This is a genomic window from Chryseobacterium sp. FR048 (assembly GCF_056844665.1).
Genome location: NZ_JBXDSE010000003.1, coordinates 133,709 through 155,270 on the forward strand (window position 1 = coordinate 133,709; position 21,562 = coordinate 155,270).

Here is a 21,562-nt window from a genome sequence, read left to right on the forward strand (position 1 = left end):
AAAGTTTTAACGCTTATTCATCACAGAAACTGGTTCTGCCTAACCGCAGATTAAAAGGGAACCGTGTGAAAATCACGGACTGTCGCGCAACTGTAAGTAACTGAAATCTTTATCAAGAGATCCACTGTGCGAGGCATGGGAAGGAGATAAAAGATGTTACAAGTCAGGAGACCTGCCTTTTTCTTAAACAAAAAACTTTCGCGATCTGAAGTTTTATTGATCTGATGGATTGTTTCAGGAATTTCTAAGGTTCCTGTCATTATTCTGTTGTTTTGATACGATTTCATTTCGCTTTAATTAATAATGAAATATGACTACAGAAGAAAGAATTGAAGCTGCCGAAACCAGAATTTTTAAAGCGGTTTTCCCCAACACAACCAATCATTATGATACCCTTTTCGGAGGTACGGCCATGCAGCTGATGGATGAAGTAGCCTTCATTGCAGCGACCCGATTTGCAAGAAAAAGAGTAGTAACGGTAAGCAGTGATAAGATCGATTTTAAAAAGCCTATTCCAGCCGGAACGATTGTAGAACTGATCGGAAAAGTATCCTATGTAGGAAAAACCAGTATGAAAGTAAGCGTTGAGATCTATACGGAGCAGATGTATTCTTATGAAAGAGAAAAAGCGATCGTAGGAGATTTCACTTTTGTGGCTATTGACGAATTCAAAAAACCAATCCAGATTTTATAAATTTGATTTCCATGCCATAACTATTCCAGAAGTTTATAGGCCTCTTCTATTATTTGCTGAGGATATTCATACATTTCCAGAATTCTTATGGCATTGGGTTTTTGATTGACTCCTTTATTCAATGTATAAGTGAATTGAAGCTTATCTTTATGGATCTCTTCTGAAAAATAATACAAATCGTAATTATTTTCTTTCAGGAAATAGGCAATCTCCAGATCATGTGTTGTGATGCAAACCAGATTTCGATCAGAGTTTATGGCTTTCAGAACAGCTTTGCTTATAGCAATCCTTTCTTTGGTTCCTGTACCTTTAAAAATTTCATCAATTAAGATCAGATTATATCCTGTTTCTTCAAAGAAACCCTTTATCCGCAATACTTCCTCCAGATAATAGCTTTTGTTTTCATTAATATCATCCTGTATCGAAATAGAAGTCAGAATCCGCATAAAAGGAGCTTCATACCTATTGGCAAAGCAAAAACCAAAAGCCTGTGCAGCGATAGCATTTACTGCTAAAGACCGCATAAATGAAGTCTTTCCGGACATATTTGAGCCTGTGAGCACAATTCCAACATTAGAAATGCTAAGATCATTCCTTACACAATCATCAATAAGCGGATGATAAATTTTTTCCACCTGTATTGCTTTCTGATCTTTAAAAACAGGACTACATACCGGATATTCATTTCGAATTTTACAGAGATTGATCGCTGTATCAATTTTTCCAATATACTCATAGACCTTCAGAAGGTTATTTTTAGAAGCATTCAAAATGGTTACCTTTCTGCTGAAGCCAAAAATCTCCAGGTTGAATGTGATTCTTAAAATTTCCAATAAAAACCAAAAAACAACCAAAAATTCGTTTTTCGCCAGTTGTTCAGCAATATTGCTGGACCTGATTGTCCGTACTAGTTTTTTCAGGTTAATCGCTTTATATTCTTCTGCCAATTCCGGAGTTCTGCTGATATTACTAGCTACAGAAATGGAAGTATACAACCTGGAAATTATCGTATTATAATATTCCACATAGTTTTTATTCGCATAATGATAATAGGCATTCACAAAAAACAATGGAATCGTCAACATCAGAAACTGTTTCACAAAAACACCACAGATAAGGATCACGAAAAGCAAGATAAGGGACAGTTTCGCATAGTTCAGATACTTCCGATTAATGAAAACATCATTTTCTATCAGTTCAATAATCTCATAATCTCGGATCTTGTTAAGCTTTTCCAATTCCTTCTCTGCCAGTGACGTATTATTCCTCTCAAAATACACTGTATAATGATCTGAAAAAGAGTCCCTACTTTCTGTAATAAGCCTGAATTTTGAATAAAAATATTGCTTTCCTATTTTAGATTTTGTCCGGTCCAATTTAAAAAATAAAAGATCCAGATTCAGATCTTCAGCGGTTTCATCCGGAATATCCTGAAACACTTCTTTATCATTTCTTTTAAACAGATAATATTTCTTTATTGAATTAAGATCAAAATCCATTTTTATCTTAATTAGACACAGAAGTCAATCAATAGTTACAGGTTTTCTCTTTATTATACCAAAAAAAATACTCCACCGATCCGGAAAAGTATTTTTCTGATTAAACATCCTTCTAAACAAATGTTTACATAAAGAATCGGGCGGCCAAAGGCCGCCCGATTCTTATATTTCCAATTGCTTACAAGCATTTATTTTAAAACTTTTTCCGTTTCCAGGCTTCTGTTCAGCAATAGTTCGAAAGCTTCTCCCATTTCATCTGATGCTCTGGTAATGGCATTTTCAAGCATATTTCTGATTTGCTTCTCCGTCACACCAGCTTCTGTCCAGCTTTTTCCAGAAGTATGGGAATTTAAGATAAATGGCATTATCCGGTCGATGGCACAGGCAAAAATAGCATCCGGTGTTTTTTCATCTTCAAACTCAAGCCAAAGATTAAAGAATTCTGTACGCAGTGGCTCATCCAGGATTCCGAAGATCTTTTGTGCTGAAGCTTTTTCTCTTTCAAACTTTCCTATCATGGCTTTTTCGTCAAAAAGGAAGGTATCTCCGGCTTCAATTTCTACAAGATCGTGGATAGAAAGCATTCTGATCACTCTCAACAGATCAATATCTGCACGGTTTTTCGCATAAGGAAAAAGGATCTGAGCCAGAATAATAATCTGCCATGAATGCTCGGCTGTGTTTTCCCTTCTGGAATCATCTGCATTATAATTTCTTCTTTGTACATTCTTCAGGGCATCTACTGCCAGAATAAAATCGATCTCTTTCTGTATCTTCATTTTACTTTTCTTTATTATATTGTTCTGAGGTGTAAACCTTCGTTTTGGTTACCCATTTATTCTTTATCTTTTCTTTGGTGATCACTTTCACGCGGTCTTCCTGGGTCATATCTACTTCTTTTTCAAGAACTTTTTCCAGCCCTTTATTCGGGATGACTTCATATTCCGTAGTAAAGAGGTCACAACAGCCGGATTTCCCGGACATAATCAGACGTTTTCGCTTGGAATCTACCTCAAAAAAATCAAACCCATCCGATGCCAGCTCTGTAAGCTCCTTGCTTTTTACAAAACTCATTCTGGTACTGTTGAATACATATACATCATAAGAAGCACTGTGATAATTTCCCATATTTCCGTTTCTTATGGCAATATCTTCGGTACCGTCAAAATTAAAATCATCAATGATGACGGGGCGTTGATCTTTAGTCAGCTCAATTCTTTTTCCACGGGTTAGCTTTTGGCCTGACTGCAAATTTATAACCAGATCATCCGAAACAAAGGTCTGTACCTTGGTATTATTATTATCAAACAGGTCTACGGTGCCTTTTCCCATACAACTGTTATCAGAACAGTCTTCCGATTGAATGACTACATTATAGTTTTTTGATGCATTCTTAACTTCAAACTGGTATTGCCCAAAACATAAAGGTCCCAGGAAAACAAGGGCCGAAAGATTCTTATATGCGTTTAAAATTTTCATAGCTAGTAAATGGATTGAGGTGTTTTTTTAATTCATAACAAAAATACGAATCATAACAGCGATCTCAAAATCCATATTTCAGAATTTATGATTCTCCAGTTTTCAATAGATGATTGTAATAGAAATGATGATCAGGAGCTGTTTCCCGCTATCCGCTCATACTCCTCGCGCCTGAGCCTATTCCTGCCCTGCTGTGGGGTAACCGCTGCTATCGGGGCTAATTTCATACAGATCCGGCATCTGTGAAAAACTATAAAACGACTTTATAAACACAAATGCCACCAATAGTTTCACAAATTATCACGAATATTTTCCTCCTTTTTAATAAAAATGAAAGCAAAATTCAAAAAAATCAGGTCTTAATTTATTTCTATCAAATCATCAATAAAATTTATATTATTGATTTTCAATTAATTGTATTTTTTATTTTAAAAATTTCACTACTTTGTATTGCATAATACCATTTTATTTACATATCTTTGTAATGTAAAATTAGAATAGGCTCAACTAGCTAGGGGCATTTTTCTAAAAATATAACTAATTAACAAAACTTATCAAAGATGAATACTGAAAATACCAAAGCGCAAATGCGAAAAGGAATTCTGGAATTCTGTATTCTAAGTCTCATCAATAATCGAGAAATGTATGTTTCTGATCTTATTGACGAACTGAAAAAAGGAAAACTGGATGTAGTGGAAGGGACCCTCTACCCTCTTCTTACAAGACTTAAAAACGGAGAGTTTCTCTCTTACAGATGGGAAGAATCTACTGGAGGGCCACCCAGAAAATATTATCAGATCACAGAGAAAGGAAAACTTTTCCTGGATGAACTTCTCAATACGTGGAATGATCTGACAGCCTCAGTCAACCAAATCACCCAACAACATTAAAAAACAAAGCTATGAACAAGACACTCTCAATAGGACTCGCAGGTTTTTCTTTTACCATAGAAGAACACGCATATATAAAGCTCAGCGATTACCTGAACGCCCTTAGAAGCTCACTGGATGCTTCTGAAGCAGAAGAGGTAATGCATGACATAGAAATAAGAATGGTGGAGATCTTCAGAGATTCTCTGGGAAAACGTGAAGTGATCAACGATACAGATGTAGAAAAAGTAATCGCACAGATCGGAACACCTGAGAAAATCGAAGAGCAGGAAGAGGCTTATTTTTCAGAAAAAACAACCAACAGAAACAATAATTACAGCGGAAGCACTGCAGACAACAAGCAGCTGTTCCGTGATCCTGAAAAACAGAAAATCGCAGGAGTATGTGCAGGTTTAGCTCAGTATGTAGGATTAGATATTACTGCTATGAGAGCCATCTGGCTGGGAGTCTTCCTTTTAGGAACCGTTACTCAGGCCATATCATCTTCACTGATTGTGCTTTTATACATCATCCTTTGGATTGTACTTCCAAAAGCTGAAACAGCAGCAGATTTCCTGAAAATGAAGGGAAAGCCTATGAACTTCGACAATCTTAAGAATGAGTCTAACAAATTGGTACAGTTTGCCAACGAATCTACTCAGAGGGTCGGAGAGATATACACCGAAAACAAGCCATACATCAACAATGCAGGAAGCGGAATCTGGAATGTTCTGAAATACCTGATGGGCGGATTTTTTGTCCTGCTTGCCATAGGAAGTATCATCGGAATCTTTGTAATCTTCGGACTTTTCGGAACAGGTGCAGATTTCCCTGGTGCGAATAAGATTGAATTCTATATGGGCGAAAATGGTCTTGATAAAGTTTTAGTTGCGATGATGATTCTCGGAAGTTTGATCCCTGCTATCATCTTCAGCTTACTAAGTATCAAAATCTTTTCTCCAAAAACAAAACTAAGAAACATCGGCTGGGTACTGGGAGGTATATTCCTTTTATTACTAGGACTGGGAGCTTATTTCGGAGTAAGCATGGCTAAGAAAGGCCTGCAATACAAAGGAAGTAAAGAAGATACAGAGAATATTGCCATCAATACCGCTTCAGACACACTATATTTAGATGTCAAGCAGGTAAATATTCCTCAGAACTTCAAATCATATGATGATGATATTTATTCAGACAAGAGAACAGTATATGAGGAAGATTATATCTCTGTAGATGTTACAAGAAAATCAGATGTAAAAATCCCTTATCTGATCATCAAAAAAGAAGGTGACGGATACAATATCCCGGTTCAGCTGACAGTTCCTGTAGAAATCGTAGGGAATAAGGTAATGCTTCCTAACTTCATAAAGTATCCTTATGAGCAGAGATTCAGAGATTACAGAGTAGATTACGAACTGGTAGTCCCTCAAAAGACTCTGGTAATCGTTACGAAAAAAGATGACATGTCAGTAAACGGGGATCTGGATGGAGACGGAATGAATGATGATGATAAGGATAGTAATGATGATGAAAACGGAATCAGAATCGAAAAAAATAAAATCACGGTAAACGGTTCCAGCATCGTCTATGATTCTAATGACAAAGACAGCATCATTATCAACGGTAAAAAGGTACCTAATAACCAGGCAAAGAAAGTAATTGATTCTGTAGCGTCCGGCATCAAAAAAATCAATAAAGATGTCGACATCAAAATCAAAGACGGAAAAAACGAAATTTCCATACAAACTAAATAATTAACTTCAGAGAGTGGCAGAAGGTGTGAGTGGAAGACAAATGTTTGAAATTCACACTCTTCTTCTCTCAGAAAAGTGAAAAAAAAACAAAATTTAGTTCGCTATATGAAAAAATTGTTTTAATTTCGTAAAGCTAAAATTTAATAACCAATCAACTAAAAACACAGCCTTATCATGATACAATTTGCAATGGAATTCGTAATGAAAATCGTAGATTTAATTAGCGGTTTGTTTTAAGAGCGATAATATTTCAATATATTTGTAAAGTATAACCAAGTTTTGGTTATACTTTTTTGTTTTTAATCCAAAGAAATCTATGAAAAAGCTGATAGGCAAACTGATGTTAAAATTATTAGGCTGGAAAGTCGTTCTGCAGGGCGATGTCAACAACCTGAACAGGTGTATCCTTGTGGTAGCCCCTCATACCCATAATATGGAGTATATTTTAGGAAACTTTGCCTACTGGTCTTTGAATAAACCTTTGAAAATTATCATTAAAGATGCCCACACCAAAGCCTGGTACGGAAGTATTGTAAAAGGATTAGGGGGAATAGGGATCGACAGAAGCCAGAAAAATGATCTGGTCAATTTTGTAGCCAGACAGTTTGCCAAAGAAGATTTCAGCCTTGTGATCACTCCGGAAGGAACAAGAAGCTGGGTTCCGAAATGGAGAAAAGGATTCTACCACATGGCATTGGCCGCAAAAGTTCCTATTGTACTGGCAGCCGGTGATTTTAAAAGAAATATTGTTTACCTAGGCTACACCATTCCGTACGAAAGAATTGCTTCGGTTCCTTTTGCAGAGATCATGCAGGAAATTCAGGATTATTATGTAAAAAATGATATTGTTCCTAAAGTTCCCGCCAACTGGAACCCTGATATTATGGGAACAGGAAGTGAAACCGAAACCAAAAGCTAGAAGAATCCTTTACGATCTTCTACTCATTATTTATCATTCATTATTTATCATTCATTATTTATCATTCATCATTTATCCATTACAGAAATGAAAGGTCAGACAAAAGAAGAAATATTAGCATTCATCAATAACTGGGGTGGCGAAACCCTGGCAAAAGCCATGGAAATCAAATTCATCGATGTAGATCTCGAAAACGAAACCCTTACCGCTACAATGCCGGTACTTCCGAGAACCCATCAGCCGTTTGGGATCATGCATGGCGGAGCAAGCTGCGTTTTAGCCGAAACATTAGGTTCAAGCCTGTCTAATATCTTTATAGACGGTGAAAAATATTACGGTGTAGGAACCAACATCAACTCCAATCACCTGAGAAGCAAAAAGGACGGGATCGTAACCGCTACTGCCCGCTTCATCAGAAAAGGAAAAACGATGCACGTTTCAGAAATTGAAATCCGGGACGAAAAAGGAACACTGATCAACCATACCACCATGACGAATAATATTATTCATAAATAGGTTGAAAGACATAAAGATAAAGGGCTCAAATTTTTTTGAGCTTTTTTTATATACTTGCTGCAACCTTTTTATTTTTTTGCATCCTATAAGAAAATAACAACCATGAAAATTCAAATTTTAGCTTTTCTATCACTTTTACTATGCTGCATGTCGTGTCAGGATGAAGATCCACAGGAAAAGGTAGCTTCATACGATGTTTATATTGGCGGAGTAGACAATTTCAAGGCCAGCTACTGGAAAAACGGACAACAGACTTTTGTGCAGGGAGGAGAAAACCTGATGGGAACTCAGATCATTGTCGACAATAATGATATTTATCTCTTCGGAACCAATATTGCCCAGATAGATCCAACACCGGCATGGTATTTCTGGAAAAATGGAGTAAAGCACAATATTGCCCAGTATTTGAATGCTACAAATGATACTTACTTTTCCATATTAGGAGAAATGGAAGTTCATAATGGGGATATTTATTTTTTAGGAACAGCCACAAATCCTTCGTCTACTTCTCCTCAGGATGCCTATCAGTATTGTTATTGGAAAAATGGGGTAAAAACTGTTTTAGAAACATATGGACAAGGTAGTACAATCACGCCTGGCGGCGGTATAAAGGTTTATAATAACGAAGTATATGCCGCAGTACGTAAAAACTTCAGCTATTTCCCTGCTCCTTCATGGGATGTAGGATATTATAAAACCGGGAACTATCATCTTCTTACCCATACAGACAAGATTCTGCCTCATAGTTTTATCAATGATCCTTCCAATCCTTCACAGTTTTATATGCTGACAAGGAATGCTAACACCCCTACTACCCCTAGTAATCCTTCCGATATTGCTTCCGTTAAAAACATCACATCAGGAAGTGATATTCAGATTCCGGCCAATATTATCCAAAACAGTATAACCTCTATGTACTTTGAAGGTTCTGACAAATATTATATAGGTAAAAATTTCTACTATAAAAACAATAATCTGGTGCCAATAAATGATCCGGCTGGCTTTAATACGATCGGACGTTTTGTAGTAAAAGATCAGAATATTTACACCACAAGATTCAATCCGTCTCACTCTTCTGTAAAATTCTATATCAATGATGTGGAAACCCTGAGTCTTCAGGATGTAATGAAAGGGTGCTTCAATTCTATTTTTGTGGTCAAGAAAAACTAACATATCATCCTTAAAACTTGTTAGCCTTATGAGCAAATTCCCTTCTTGGGAATTTGTTTTCATTTGAAAAATAATCCTATAAGAACGCTATGAAAGTATTCGTTATCAAGACTGATATAATATCAGTAATATTAAATGGAGATTGACCTATTACATGGAGAGTAAAAATTGAAACCATCAATGACAAAGACTTATAACTGGCAAAAAATATACAGTGCATATTCCCCAAAACTCCTGGGGATTTGCCGTAGATATATACAGGATATACATACCGCTGAAGATATTATTCAGGATAGCTTTATTACCGCCATTCAGAAGAACCATCAGCTGAAAGATGAAAACGCAATCTTTGCATGGCTTAAAAAAATTGTAGTCAATAATGCTTTGCAGTATCTTCGTACCTCCAACGCCCATACTTTCATTACGACCGAACCTTCAGAAATTCCAGATACCCCTTCAGCAATGGAACATCCTCTTTTGGAAGAAAAAAATGCCTTCATCTACGACTTTACCCATCAGGAACTGCTGTCTTCCATAGATAGCCTTCCTTCCCATCATAAATCTGTTTTCAATCTATATTTCATAGAAAACTATTCTCACGCCGAGATTTCTGATGTGTTGGGAATTACCGCCAACACTTCAAAGTCCCATCTTTTAAGAGCAAAAAAATCGATTCAGAATTATTTGTTGAATCATGTAGTCAATCAAAATACTCCCAAAAAGAAAACCGCACAGGTACTTATATTTCTTGGCTTTGGAAGCCTATTATGGGCTCAGACGTTCAAGGCTAAATTTTCAGACTTTTCAATATCACCTTCCAGACCGTTTGAGATACCGGAATCTACAGGTTTACAAAATAATGGTCATGCTCCATCTTTTAAAACACACAGCAGCCAGGAATTTCTGAGAAAGGTAATCATTGTAGGAGTTGGTCTTTTAGTAGTTATTACAGGCTCTATTTTCTTTCTGCCTCAACAGACCAATAGCAAATTTCAAAATATGATCTCTACCCAAAATTCAAGCGCCTTAGAGGAAGAGAAAAGAACAGATATTGAGGCCAATGATCATTCCAGTTCTGTTATGGGTTCCGAGTCTACTCAAAATGAAGGAGTATCAATGGAAAAGAAAACCTCAGAAACCACAGAAATACAGGAACAGAAGAACAGTAGCATATCACTTAAAAATCATCATTTAAAATCAAAAGACAGCCTGTTGGAAAGTACTCCTCAAAAGGTTATTGTTGTCAAAAAAATTATTCAGAGAGATACCATATATGTTGAAAGATAAAATAATCATGTCGTTTAGAAAATCTATTTTTATTGTATTTCTTGGCCTTCTGCAGCTATTTAATGCACAGAGAAAAAAGCCAGATACACTGTATGTCTATGAAAAGGTCATTGTTTATGACACGGTGTACCTTGAAAAAGCCTTAAAAGTAAAACCTATGGGACTTTCTGTAAGTCTCCCGAAAATCCAGGATACAGCAATTAAGAACATCGGTTTTAAAGATCAGATAGAAGGAAAAACGATTTATACCTCCAAAAAATTTCAGTTCGGAGCAGGCTTGGAAGCAGGGGTTAAGAAAGGTGTTTGGGCGAAAAGTTTCTCTGAAAAAGAGGCTCAGCTTGGATTTGGAATCAATCTTTGGGCTTCGAGATCCATTTATAGAAGATTCTCCTTACTGCTGTCTGCCCATATTTATCATTGGAATTCCACTTTCGATCTGGATGCCAATAAGGAAGAGACATGGTTGAACGGGTTCTACTTTTCAGAAGATCAGCAACCTTTACTTTTCCAGAAATTCAACAACAAACATTTTGAATATGCCCTGCAGCTAAAATTACTTTACGATTGGAATAATATCCGTCCATTTGCAGGATTCCTGATCAACAAAAACAACTATAAAATACAGTTTCTGGTTCCTGAAGATAAAGTACTCAGCAAACTTGACGATTTTAAGTCTGATCAGCTCAATTTCGGTTTCTCTTTGGGAGTTCAATATCTGATCTATAAAAAGTTTCTTATCTCTCTGGAATATCAGGAATATAAAATGAAGAATATCAGATTAAAAAACAGTGATTTTAATTTTGACATCTTTAAGACTAATAATACCTTTGCAGAAAGGAAAATCAACTTCGGAATTTCCTATATTATTTCCGGCAGGTGATTTTCAAAATTCATTCATAGCTCATGATTTATTTCAAACTTCCTTTTGATGAAAGACTGCAGTCTGTAGATAAAAAAAACAATAAGGATACGGTTCATTTTCACTCATACGACAGCATCACCCAGATCAGCTTCAATGGAGATATTTTCGGGATTACTTCTGATGAGTTTAGTGCTGCTTCCATTACTAATGAACAGCTGATCAACAGCCCTGTAGATTTTACAGCTGAAACCCGAGAAGAATACTGCAATACATTGCAGCAGGTGATTGGTGTTATTAAGGACAATAATCTGCCTAAGCTGGTTTATTCAAGAAGGAAAATATTTACGGATTTTAATGCCATCGATTATAAGGAAAGTTTCATAAATCTTTGTCAGACCTACCCTAATGCCTTCAGGTATCTGTTCAACGACGGCGAGAATGCCTGGATGGGGGCTTTTTCTGAAGTACTTGGAAAATTCAATAAGGCAACACATGAGTTTGAAACCATGGCTTTGGCAGGAACTCTGCCCGTTTCTGAAGACTGGTCAGAAAAAGAAATTGAAGAACAGAAACCAGTTACTACCTATATTCAGAATATTTTGAAAAACTATTCGGATCAGGTTCAACAGTCAGAAACGTATGATCATGTTTCCGGAAATATCAAACATTTGCGAACTGATTTTAAAACCCACATCAGCCCTGAAGACCTTGATCAGCTTATCATGGACCTTCATCCCACTCCTGCTGTATGTGGTATTCCTAAGGATTTCTGCAATGAAAATATCAGAAAGTATGAGAAATTTCCGAGAGAGTTCTATGCGGGTTATATTAAAATCGAAACTGAGGAGAGCATTCAGTATTTTGTCAACCTGCGATGTGCCAGACTTTATAAAGATGCCGTACATGTTTTTGTAGGGGGTGGAATTACCGCTCAAAGCAGCCCGGAAAAAGAATGGACTGAAACGGAATTGAAATCTGAAGCTATTCTGAAAAATATCGTTATTTCCTAAATCAGATGATGTAATCTATCCTTAGGTTTTCAAAGATAAAACGAGACTTGTGATATTGGTGAATTCATTTGTGATGTTTGTGTTTCAAAGACCTAAGTTTTGGCTAAAGCCAATGGAAATTTAAATTTATTCAAATGGGCTAAAGCCCATTCCTATTGATCTTTTAATACAATTAATACAATCACAGATTTCTCTACAAATGAGAAAGCAAAGATTTGTGGTATTTAAGAAACGATCCGTCTTATTTGTTTTTCAAAATCATACCATTATTAAAAATAAAAAACCTCCTTCATTATGAAAGAGGTTCTGTTTATATCTGGATATTTGAATTTATTTTTTTGCGCCTATCTTACTCCATGTATCCATAACGAAAAGAAGGAGAAGCCCTAATGCGGCTGCGGCGGCTGAAAATACAAATCTAAGGTTATCTTCATCACCAAGGATGTCTGCCAACTGCCAGTTGATAGCATAAAGATTGATGGCGATAAACACGATAAATACTACTAGAAATACTTTATAAAACTTCTGCATGATACTTAAAAATTAATATAATTCTGCACTAATTGAGCAAAATTTGCGGTGAATAATTTAATTGAAATTGCCAAGAGGATAATTCCAAAAACTTTCTGAAGGATCATCAAGGTAGCATCCCCGATTTTTTGTTCCAACCACTTCGCTGATTTCAGCACCAAATATACGAAAATTGTATTAAGAATGATTCCACAAATAATATTAATATCATGAAATTCAGCTCTAAGGGATAAAGCAGTCGTCAGTGTTCCTGCTCCCGCAACCAGCGGAAATGCGATGGGAACGATAGATGCGGCTTTTGCTTCGGTAGTTTTATTGATTTCAATTCCTAAAATCATTTCCAGGGCTATGACAAAAATCACAAAAGCTCCGGCAATTGCAAAGGAATTTACATCTACTCCGATAAGCTTAAGAATCTTGTTTCCTACAAACAGAAAAACAATCATAATTGCGCCGGCTGTGATTGCAGCTCTGCCTGCTTCAATCTTTCCGAATTTCTGCTGAAGCCCTACAATAATGGGAACAGACCCAATAATATCGATAACAGCGAAAAGCACCATAAAACTGGTAATGATCTCTTTAAAAGAGAAACCTTCAAAAATTTCCATCCCTTTGTAATTAAAAATTTCGCAAAAATATGAAAATAAACTGATTATTTGCTAATTTGTGAATATAAATTAACAATTGTTTTCAAAAGTTCTTCCAGACCTCCTTCTGATTTTACAGGGGCATATTTTTCAATCTGAATTCTCTGCTGTAAATGCCCGTACTCTTCTGCGAATGAAGAACCTTTGTGCTTTTCAAGAAAAGTCTTAAACTCTGCAACAGAGCCCTTGGAATACTGATTTCTCACTTCCTGATCCAACTCTTCCAGCGTCACAAAGAACTTTTCATACTCTCTGTTATCTTTAAGGTTTTCAAGATAGCCAAAGTAATCATTAATATCCGTTTTCAGCAAATTCCTGATTTCCTGTTCGGTTTCCGCCACAGAGCCTAAAGGTTTAGACGGTACAGTTTCTTTAATTAATGTACGCTTTTTTTGCCAAGTCTTAAATACCAGATAGACAACAAATAACCCTAAAAGAATAGCAATATTGGTCAGAAGAATATTCCAGTGGAATTTACTTTTTTCTTTTACCTTAAAGGATGTTGTTTTTAAAACCGGAGTGTTTACGGTCTCCAGAAGATTGTTTGTATATTCATTTACCTTTTCTACCGTAGAACGGGATTCCATGATCTGGTCATGAGAAAAAGCATTTAAAGCCAGTGTTTTCTGTCCCAGATCCACATATTCTCTGTTTTCAGGATCAAAGAAGGCAAACTGTTCGGTTTTGATGGCGATAGATCCGGATTTATTCGGAACCAATACATAATTGGCCAGAATCTCACCTTTCATTCCGGTAGTTCCCGGAGAAACTTTTGAAGTAATTTTAGGGGCGAAAATTTCGTAGTCTGGAGAGGCCACAATCTTAGGAAGTTCCATATCCGGCAAATTACCTTCTCCTGAAACTTTCACCACCACATTCAGTGGTTTTTTGGCTTCTACTTTTTCTTTGGAGGCATTATATACGCTGACATTAAAATTCCCTACGGCATTCTTAAAGCATTCAGGAGCTCCCTCCGGAAGTTTTCTGACATTCAGCTTTACTTTATTGGAAAGAATTTTACTTTTGTTGGAATAGGAACTTACAGACGCAGATACAGCCGGAACTTCTACATAGCCGGCTTCGTTCGGGAATACCATAAACATAGCCAGTGTCTGGGACGGCATATTGCCATATCCCGAAGGATCTATTTCAGATTTCCTGAAGTTGATAGGATGTACATTGATATTATCCTGCTCAGGAAGACGGATATTCTTTACTTTACGGAGGTTATCCATATTTCTGGAATACACCCTCAGTACCGCAATGGTAGGCTGATCCTGATAAATGTCCCGGTCTTCAATCTCCACATTCAGGTATACCTCATTGGAAGTATTGACTGCTAAAGCTTTCTTGTCTACAACATCTTTGATATTGACATCAAAAGGTTCTGTTTTATAAATTTTATTGTTGACGGTAACCAGAACGGAGCCAATTTTTATTTTACCTTTTTTCTTAGGCTCAAGGGCGATTCTGGAAACTTTCTGAGTAATCAAAGTATTGGTAGCAGGATCTATGACCGTATTGGTTACTGACCCACTTCCTATAATATTAAATTTGGAAAGATCGGGAAGCTGAAATCTGGATTGCTGCTCCAGGTCACTTCCATTAAGCTCCAGAACAATGGTAAGGTTGACGATGTCTTTGCTTCCGTATTCGGATTTGTCTGCATCAAGACTAAGATTTACCTGTCCGTAAGTAATTACGGATGCTAATGTAAGCAATATGTAAATCAATTTGTGTTGCATCACCAATCTTTCTCGTTGCTTTCAGGCATCGAATAAGAATTTTTATTTAAAATTCTTCTGGCGGTTTCTTTTTCTTTTTCGTTTATTTTATCTAAGATCGCATTTTCAAGGTTCTTTGGCATTCTGCCCTCATTATTCTGATTCTGCTGAGGGTTGTTGCCCTGGTCACTTTTACCTTCGTTCTGTTTACCATTGCCCTGATCCTGCTTTTGGTCTTTGTCACCTTTCTGATCTTCACCTTTGTTCTGATCATTACCGCCGCCGCCTTTACCTGAGTTATTCTCCTGGTTTTTCTGTTGTTGTTCTTTTTCTTTCAGTTTGGCAATTTCGTAATTTTTTCTGGTTGCCTCACTGTATGGGTTTTGCTTCAGAGCTTTTTTATAATAATCTGCGGCTTTTTCCGGCTCGCTCATCTGCATATAGGTATTTCCTAAATTATGAAGGGCTGCCGCTTTATCCGGAAGAGTCTGTGAAAGTTTCTCTGCCTTTTCAAATTCAGCCTTTGCCTCTTCATATTTTTTACTTTTATACAGGGCATTCCCCATATTATAATGGGCGGTAAAATCTTTATCGTTGGATTTCACTGCTTCCATATACTTTGAGGATGCTCCATCATAGTCTTTACCGTCAAATTTCTGGTTACCTTCATGAACTAAAGTTCTGTAATTTTCCTGCCCAAACAAAAAGTCTGAGAATGAGAAAGTAAGAATAAACGATAAAAATATGATTTTAGTATTCATCACTTGCAAAATTATTCCTTTATATGTTAAGAAACAGAGTTTTATTTGTTAAAATTCGGTTAAAGTACATGTAGAATTTCTTCTATAAAAGGGAGATAAACTACACATTAAAATCTTTTTTGGGATTAAAAATAAAAATTATAGCGAAAAAAAGAATAGATATTGCCAGAAAATATTGATAATAGTGATTGGCATTCTGTGATTTCACAAGGGTTTCAGCCCCTGATCCTTTCTTATTCACCGCCTCTATAATCCTGTCGGGAGCTTCATTGATATTGTTTCCGTCAATATAGCTGCCTCCTGTAGATTCCGCCATTTTCTTCAGTGCATCGGTTTGCCTTTTTGAGATGACCGTTCCGCCATTCATATCTGTTTTATATCCCATTAGCTGCCCAAAAGAATATTCCGGAACCGGAGCCCCTTCATCGGTACCGATTCCCACAGAAGTAATGCTTATTCCTTCTTTATTGGCAAGTCTTATCGCCGCATTATCATTTCCTTCATTATCTTCTCCGTCACTCAGCAATATGATTTTTCTTGATCCTTTGCTTACATTTTTAAATTTCTCGGCAGCAGCCTGCATCCCTTTCAGGAAATCTGTTCCCTGAACCTGCATAGAATTGGTTTCAATACCGCCAATATAAGTTTCAGCTGAATTGTAATCGGTAGTCAGCGGCATGATCGACATCGCCTGCCCTGCAAATATGACAATTCCCACCTTATCATTCTTCATCTTCTGCATAGTCCCCAACATCAGATTTTTTGCTTCTGCAAGACGGCTAGGCTCAATATCCTCGGCATTCATCGAATTGGATACATCCAGCATAAAGATCACGTTATTCAGTTTCTGGGTACTCCTCACCTCTTCCGAACCATTCAGAAGATCTATGATCGAAAAGATCAGAAAAAGGGTTCCCAACAGATATAATGCAGGAAAAAGCTTTATAAACCCCGACCTTTTCTCAAATAAACTGTCATGAAACTGACTGGCTGCAAAAATTTCTCTTTTCCTGTTTCTCCACTTCAAAAAACGGATCAGAAAGGATGCTAACAGCGGCAGAAGCAACAGTAAAAATAAATACCAATAATTTCCTAAAGACCAACTCATCAGCTTAAAATTTTATAAAATACCCATCTCAGCAACGCATCTATAACCAGCATTCCTAAAGCAATCCATAAGAATATCTTGAAATATTCCTCATAATTGTAAAGCTTGGAAACCTTCACATCTGTTTTTTCCAATTGATTGATCTCGTTATATATTTCTTCCAGACTACTGTTTGAGGTCGCTCTGAAATACTTTCCTCCGGTAGTCTGCGCAACTTCTCTCAAGGTCGCTTCATCAATGGCCACCTCGGTTTCAGTAAAGATCAGATCACCAAAAATATCCTGAGAAGTAGGCATCAGAGCATACCCGTTAGTTCCTATCCCGATAGAATAGACCTTTATATTGTTATTCTTTGCCAGCTCGGCAGCAACCTGAGGAGGAATCGCATTCTGAATATTGCTTACCCCATCCGTCATCAGAATGATCACTTTACTTTTAGCCTTACTTTTTATCAAATGGTTTACTGCAACGGAAAGTCCCTCTCCAATAGCTGTTCCCGGTTCAAGCCCTGCAGAATTAAGATTCTTGATTTCATCAATCACAACCTGGTGGTCTGAGGTCACCGGAACTTTGGTAAAAGCCTCTGCAGCGTAAGCTACCACTCCTATCCTGTCATTCGGCCGTTTCTGAACAAATTTTATGGCAATATCTTTCAGCGCAGTAATCCGGTCAGGATTTAAATCTTTCGCCAGCATACTGAGAGAAACGTCTATCGACAGCATAATATCCACTCCTTTGGTATCATCCCTGTCCTGCGAAACGGTAAATGTTCTCGGTCTGGCCATAGCGATGATCAAAGCAGAAAGAATAATATACTTTGATATTTTCAGCAAAAAAAGTACGCCCCGGATTCCACTGCTGTCATCCATGTCTTTGATGGTAGGAACTTTTATTCCTTTGCTTTTTCCCTTACGAGCATCTTTAATAAAAAGAGGGATAAACAGAAGAAAAAGCAGTAAAAACCACGGGCTGTAAAATTCAAAATTAAACATCCTTTCTCAAGTTTTCAAATTCTAAATCTTTGGATGATCTTTTTACAAAATCCCTGATATTGGCAAAGTCCTTTTCCATGGTCTCCTGATCCGGAAAGGTTTTGGCAAACTTCACAAGATCTCCTCTAAGGAAAACATCTTCCACTATTTTTTCATTATCCTGCGAGATGGTATTGTTCTTCTTCATCACCTCGATAAGGTCATCGGTAAGAAGCACATCTGCAGGAAGATGGTATTGTTTGGTAATAAAATTTCTGGAAATATCGATCAGTTCTACATAGAACGAACGGAAATTACCTCCTTCAATATATTTTTTCTTTTTAAGAGAATCAAGTTCTTTCAATGTCTGATTGGTAGCCACTACCGGAGAACTCTTAGCCTTTTTTCCCCATTTTACGATGATAATAATTGCAATAATTAAAGCAATACCGGCCAATGCTGCCAGAATATAGAGTTTATACAGTTCCCAATAATCTTCAGCCACAAGCTTCACCTCTTTATTCTTCATAATATCATTGATCTGATCAGCTTTCTGAGCAGTATTAATGACATCAATCTCGTAAGGAATGGTTTTAAGTATTTTGTCTCCTACCTTAAATTCCAGTTCAGGAATGGTAAATTTTCCTTCTTCAAAAACGGCAAATTCTATTTTCCTTTCATAAGAATTGGCATTCTGCCCGATGCTGTCTTTCGTTTCTTCAAAGTGAAAAGGGAGAAGTTCATTTTTCGGTGCAGAAGTTACCTGCTGCTCATTAAGATTATCAATCTTAACCACCAGGCGGTTGACTTCTCCTAAGGCAATCGTTTTCTTCTCTACATTGGAGGACAGTATCTGTGAAAAAGCATTCGCACAGATCAGAAAAGACAGTATTAAAAGTATTTTTCTCAATGTTAAAATAATAAAGGCTGATGCCTTAAGTTTTTAAATACGGGCTACCCCGATGTTATTTATTTTTTCTGAAAATAACTATACAATAATTTTGAATAATCCGAGCCGGTATTGATATTCATGAAACCAGCCGAACTGTTGGCAAAATCTTCCTCCAGCATTCTCAGTTTCTGTTTTTTAGCCTCTGCAAAAGTATATCTCCATCTTGCACTGGAGGTATTGGCCCAGATCTGCTTCCCTGTTTCTGCGTCATACAAAAGGGTATATCCTACATCAGGGATTTCATTATCTTTTTCATCATATACCCTCATCCCCAGCAGCTGATGTTTTTTTGAGGCTACTCTCAGCATTTTGGAATCATATTCATCCTCAAAGTCTGAAAGCAGAAAAACAAGAGATTTTCTTTTAAAAATTCCCATCATATACTCCAGCGCTTTATCCAATTTGGATTCAGCCGGAACATAATCTGCTGTCAGGATATTACTGATGATCGAAAGAATATGCTTCCTTCCTTTTTGAGGCGGGATTACCTTATATACTTTATCAGCAAACAGGATCAATCCCACTTTATCATTATTCCCTGCCGCTGAAAATCCCAGACTGGCAGCAATCTCTGCTACATATTCTCTTTTCAGCTGTACTTTTGTACCATAATCCATGGAGGCGGAAATATCTACCAGAAGCATCATCGTCAGTTCCCTTTCTTCTTCCATTACCTTTACAAAAGGTTCGCGGAAACGGGCTGTCTTATTCCAATCGATTCTTCTGATCTCGTCACCAAACTGATACGGGCGTACTTCAGAAAAAGTCATTCCCTGCCCTTTGAAGGCACTGTGATATTGCCCCATCAAAGCAGCCTCCGTCTTTTTTCGGGTACGGATTTCTATCTGCTTTACTTTTTTTACAATATCTTTTATCTGCATAGACGGGTTTCTAATTTAAAGTTCAATGTTTGATGTTCAAGGTTTAAAGCTCAGGGCTCAAATTTCAGGTGTTACATAAAAATGGTCAATTTCCGCTCATCACTGTTATCACCTTCCATTTTAATATTATCCCTTGAACTCAATAGATACATTCAACCATTCATCATCAAATTTCGGACTGTATTTTTTATAAAAATTGATGGCCGGCTCATTCCAGTTCAATACCTGAAATACCATACCACTGTAATCATTTATTTTTCCGTATTCCACGGTAGCATCAAATAATTTCTTTCCGATCTGCATTCCTCTCATTCTTTCTGTCACCACAAGATCCTCAAGATATAATCTTCTTCCCTTCCAGGTTGAATATCTGTCATAATATAATGATATGCCTACAATCTCACCATTAAGTTCTGCTACAAAAGCTCCCCAAACCGGAGACTTTCCAAAACCGTCCCGGGTAAATTCATCCAGGGTAACAGTGACTTCATGTAAAGCTTTTTCATATTCTGCCAGTTCTCTGATCAGATCCAGCATAGAAGCACAGTCCTCCTGAACTGCTTCTCTGATAATAACCTCACTCATTATGGCGCCTGGATTTTTGCTAAAATTCTATTGATGATCTCTTCTGTTGAAATATCTTCTGCCTCCGCTTCGAAAGTTAAGCCCATTCTGTGTCTCAGTACATCTTTGGCTAATGCCTTTACATCCTCAGGAATTACAAATGCTCTTCCTTTTAAGAACGCATAAGCTCTTGAAGCAATGGCAAGGTTGATGGAAGCTCTCGGAGAAGCCCCGAAGCTGATATAATTTTTCAGTTCAGAAAGTCCGTAATTTTCAGGATAGCGGGTTGCAAATACCATATCCAGAATGTACTTCTCAATTTTCTCATCTAGATAAATCTGATTGATCAACTCTTTGGCCTCCACAATATCCTGAAGGGAGATCACAGGTTTCACGGTAGGCTGATGCGAAGTGGAAACCATTCTCATCACCTGTCTTTCATCTTCAAAAGCAGGGTAATCTATGGTACATTTCAGCATAAAACGGTCGCTTTGTGCTTCCGGCAACAGATAAGTTCCTTCCTGATCGATCGGGTTTTGAGTCGCCAGTACCAAAAATGGTTTTGGCAGCTTCATGGTTTCATCCCCAATCGTCACCTGCTTTTCCTGCATCACCTCCAAAAGAGCAGACTGCACTTTTGCCGGAGCACGGTTGATCTCATCCGCCAATACGAAATTAGCAAATACAGGTCCTTTTTTTATGGAGAAATCATTGTCTTTGATATTATAAATCATCGTTCCCACCACATCTGCAGGAAGCAAATCCGGTGTAAACTGAATTCTTGAGAACTCACCATGAACGGCATCCGCCAAAGTTTTTATCGCTAAGGTCTTGGCCAGCCCGGGTACACCTTCCAAAAGAACGTGACCATTCCCTAGAAGCCCTACCAAAAGGCGGTCTACCATGTATTCCTGTCCAATGATAACTTTGTTGATTTCCTGTCTCAGAAGAGAAAATAAGTAGTTTTTTTCTTTTACTCTTTCCGTCAATTGGCGAATATCTTCTGCTTGATATGTATCTGACATAGCTTGATTTAAAATAAGTGGTAAATTTCTGATAAATACTTGCATTAATCAACACAATGAATGCCATTTTTGAGTTAAAGTTTGTTAAATATTCCGGGATTGACAATGTACTCTGGAGGATTGGGCCTGTTTTTTCATCCATAAAAACAGATATACAGACAATTAGTCCTATCAATTGTTCAGCAGTCTGATAATTCTATTCCCGGCTTCTTATCACTAATCATAAATTTCATTCAAAAAAAGCATTAAAATTTCTTTATTTTTTCGCACGAATGCATGAATGAGTAACTGGAGTTTGTGTTTTCAGTCATCCCAACATCAAAACCTTGATTTTTTTTC

At 37.1% G+C, this 21,562-nt stretch carries 22 protein-coding genes and 1 riboswitch; of the genes, 9 read left to right on the top strand and 13 right to left on the bottom strand.

Annotated elements, in window-relative coordinates:
• Nucleotides 1-13: 13 nt before the first annotated feature.
• A riboswitch (cobalamin riboswitch) is annotated at nt 14-194 on the top strand.
• Nucleotides 195-310: 116 nt separating this feature from the next.
• The gene (locus AC106K_RS09915; RefSeq protein ID WP_047098292.1) at nt 311-694 is read left to right on the top strand and encodes an acyl-CoA thioesterase; all 384 of its coding nucleotides are present in this window, start codon (nt 311-313) and stop codon (nt 692-694) included.
• A gap of 20 nt (nt 695-714) precedes the next feature.
• Here AC106K_RS09915 and AC106K_RS09920 read toward each other — a convergent pair whose 3' ends face one another.
• From AC106K_RS09920 to AC106K_RS09930, 3 genes are all read right to left on the bottom strand, one after another.
• Nucleotides 715-2,193 carry a MutS-related protein gene (locus tag AC106K_RS09920; protein WP_482444969.1) on the bottom strand — a complete coding sequence of 493 codons (1,479 nt, stop codon included), beginning with the start codon at nt 2,191-2,193 and terminating at the stop codon, nt 715-717.
• Between the two features lie 188 nt (nt 2,194-2,381).
• Entirely contained in the window at nt 2,382-2,972 is a 591-nt protein-coding gene (locus AC106K_RS09925; RefSeq protein ID WP_482444970.1) for an HD domain-containing protein, read from the bottom strand.
• 1 nt (nt 2,973) lies between these two features.
• The gene (locus AC106K_RS09930) at nt 2,974-3,672 is read right to left on the bottom strand and encodes an XAC2610-related protein (RefSeq protein ID WP_482444971.1); all 699 of its coding nucleotides are present in this window, start codon (nt 3,670-3,672) and stop codon (nt 2,974-2,976) included.
• 560 nt (nt 3,673-4,232) lie between these two features.
• Between AC106K_RS09930 and AC106K_RS09935 the strand changes: the two genes are divergently transcribed.
• From AC106K_RS09935 to AC106K_RS09970, 8 genes are all read left to right on the top strand, one after another.
• Entirely contained in the window at nt 4,233-4,562 is a 330-nt protein-coding gene (locus AC106K_RS09935) for a PadR family transcriptional regulator (protein WP_047095262.1), read from the top strand.
• A gap of 11 nt (nt 4,563-4,573) precedes the next feature.
• Nucleotides 4,574-6,295, top strand: coding sequence for a PspC domain-containing protein (locus AC106K_RS09940; RefSeq protein ID WP_482444973.1), 1,722 nt, complete (start codon nt 4,574-4,576; stop codon nt 6,293-6,295).
• 316 nt (nt 6,296-6,611) lie between these two features.
• A complete protein-coding gene (locus AC106K_RS09945; RefSeq protein WP_047095260.1) occupies nt 6,612-7,214 on the top strand; it encodes a 1-acyl-sn-glycerol-3-phosphate acyltransferase in 603 nt (200 codons plus the stop codon).
• A gap of 87 nt (nt 7,215-7,301) precedes the next feature.
• Nucleotides 7,302-7,730: a PaaI family thioesterase gene (locus tag AC106K_RS09950; protein ID WP_047095259.1), complete on the top strand. Its 429-nt coding sequence runs from the start codon at nt 7,302-7,304 to the stop codon at nt 7,728-7,730.
• 102 nt (nt 7,731-7,832) lie between these two features.
• Nucleotides 7,833-8,900 carry a hypothetical protein gene (locus AC106K_RS09955; RefSeq protein WP_482444975.1) on the top strand — a complete coding sequence of 356 codons (1,068 nt, stop codon included), beginning with the start codon at nt 7,833-7,835 and terminating at the stop codon, nt 8,898-8,900.
• Between the two features lie 180 nt (nt 8,901-9,080).
• A complete protein-coding gene (locus AC106K_RS09960) occupies nt 9,081-10,187 on the top strand; it encodes an RNA polymerase sigma factor (protein ID WP_482444977.1) in 1,107 nt (368 codons plus the stop codon).
• A gap of 7 nt (nt 10,188-10,194) precedes the next feature.
• Nucleotides 10,195-11,067, top strand: coding sequence for a hypothetical protein (locus AC106K_RS09965; protein ID WP_482444978.1), 873 nt, complete (start codon nt 10,195-10,197; stop codon nt 11,065-11,067).
• 23 nt (nt 11,068-11,090) lie between these two features.
• Nucleotides 11,091-12,059 carry a chorismate-binding protein gene (locus AC106K_RS09970; RefSeq protein ID WP_482444979.1) on the top strand — a complete coding sequence of 323 codons (969 nt, stop codon included), beginning with the start codon at nt 11,091-11,093 and terminating at the stop codon, nt 12,057-12,059.
• Between the two features lie 330 nt (nt 12,060-12,389).
• Here AC106K_RS09970 and AC106K_RS09975 read toward each other — a convergent pair whose 3' ends face one another.
• The 10 genes from AC106K_RS09975 to AC106K_RS10020 form a co-directional block, all read right to left on the bottom strand.
• Nucleotides 12,390-12,590 (bottom strand): hypothetical protein, encoded by a 201-nt coding sequence (locus AC106K_RS09975; protein WP_047095253.1) that lies wholly within the window; start codon nt 12,588-12,590, stop codon nt 12,390-12,392.
• A 5-nt stretch (nt 12,591-12,595) separates the two neighbouring features.
• Nucleotides 12,596-13,198: a MarC family protein gene (locus tag AC106K_RS09980; protein WP_065398746.1), complete on the bottom strand. Its 603-nt coding sequence runs from the start codon at nt 13,196-13,198 to the stop codon at nt 12,596-12,598.
• Between the two features lie 44 nt (nt 13,199-13,242).
• On the bottom strand, nt 13,243-14,958 hold the full coding sequence (locus AC106K_RS09985) for a BatD family protein (protein ID WP_482444981.1): 1,716 nt from the start codon (nt 14,956-14,958) through the stop codon (nt 13,243-13,245).
• Between the two features lie 23 nt (nt 14,959-14,981).
• Nucleotides 14,982-15,722, bottom strand: a complete 741-nt coding sequence (locus tag AC106K_RS09990) for a tetratricopeptide repeat protein (RefSeq protein WP_482444983.1) — start codon at nt 15,720-15,722, stop codon at nt 14,982-14,984.
• Nucleotides 15,723-15,822: 100 nt separating this feature from the next.
• The gene (locus AC106K_RS09995; RefSeq protein ID WP_482444985.1) at nt 15,823-16,830 is read right to left on the bottom strand and encodes a vWA domain-containing protein; all 1,008 of its coding nucleotides are present in this window, start codon (nt 16,828-16,830) and stop codon (nt 15,823-15,825) included.
• Nucleotides 16,830-17,822 carry a VWA domain-containing protein gene (locus AC106K_RS10000; protein ID WP_482444987.1) on the bottom strand — a complete coding sequence of 331 codons (993 nt, stop codon included), beginning with the start codon at nt 17,820-17,822 and terminating at the stop codon, nt 16,830-16,832. Before AC106K_RS10000 ends, AC106K_RS09995 begins: the two co-directional genes overlap by 1 nt.
• Complete coding sequence (locus tag AC106K_RS10005) at nt 17,815-18,711, bottom strand: BatD family protein (RefSeq protein WP_482444989.1); 897 nt, start codon at nt 18,709-18,711, stop codon at nt 17,815-17,817. Before AC106K_RS10005 ends, AC106K_RS10000 begins: the two co-directional genes overlap by 8 nt.
• 59 nt (nt 18,712-18,770) lie before the next feature.
• A complete protein-coding gene (locus AC106K_RS10010) occupies nt 18,771-19,634 on the bottom strand; it encodes a DUF58 domain-containing protein (protein ID WP_047095246.1) in 864 nt (287 codons plus the stop codon).
• A 126-nt stretch (nt 19,635-19,760) separates the two neighbouring features.
• Nucleotides 19,761-20,219 carry a GNAT family N-acetyltransferase gene (locus tag AC106K_RS10015; protein WP_482444991.1) on the bottom strand — a complete coding sequence of 153 codons (459 nt, stop codon included), beginning with the start codon at nt 20,217-20,219 and terminating at the stop codon, nt 19,761-19,763.
• Nucleotides 20,219-21,223 carry an AAA family ATPase gene (locus AC106K_RS10020; protein ID WP_482444993.1) on the bottom strand — a complete coding sequence of 335 codons (1,005 nt, stop codon included), beginning with the start codon at nt 21,221-21,223 and terminating at the stop codon, nt 20,219-20,221. The genes AC106K_RS10015 and AC106K_RS10020 overlap by 1 nt, the downstream gene beginning before the upstream one ends.
• Nucleotides 21,224-21,562: the final 339 nt, after the last annotated feature.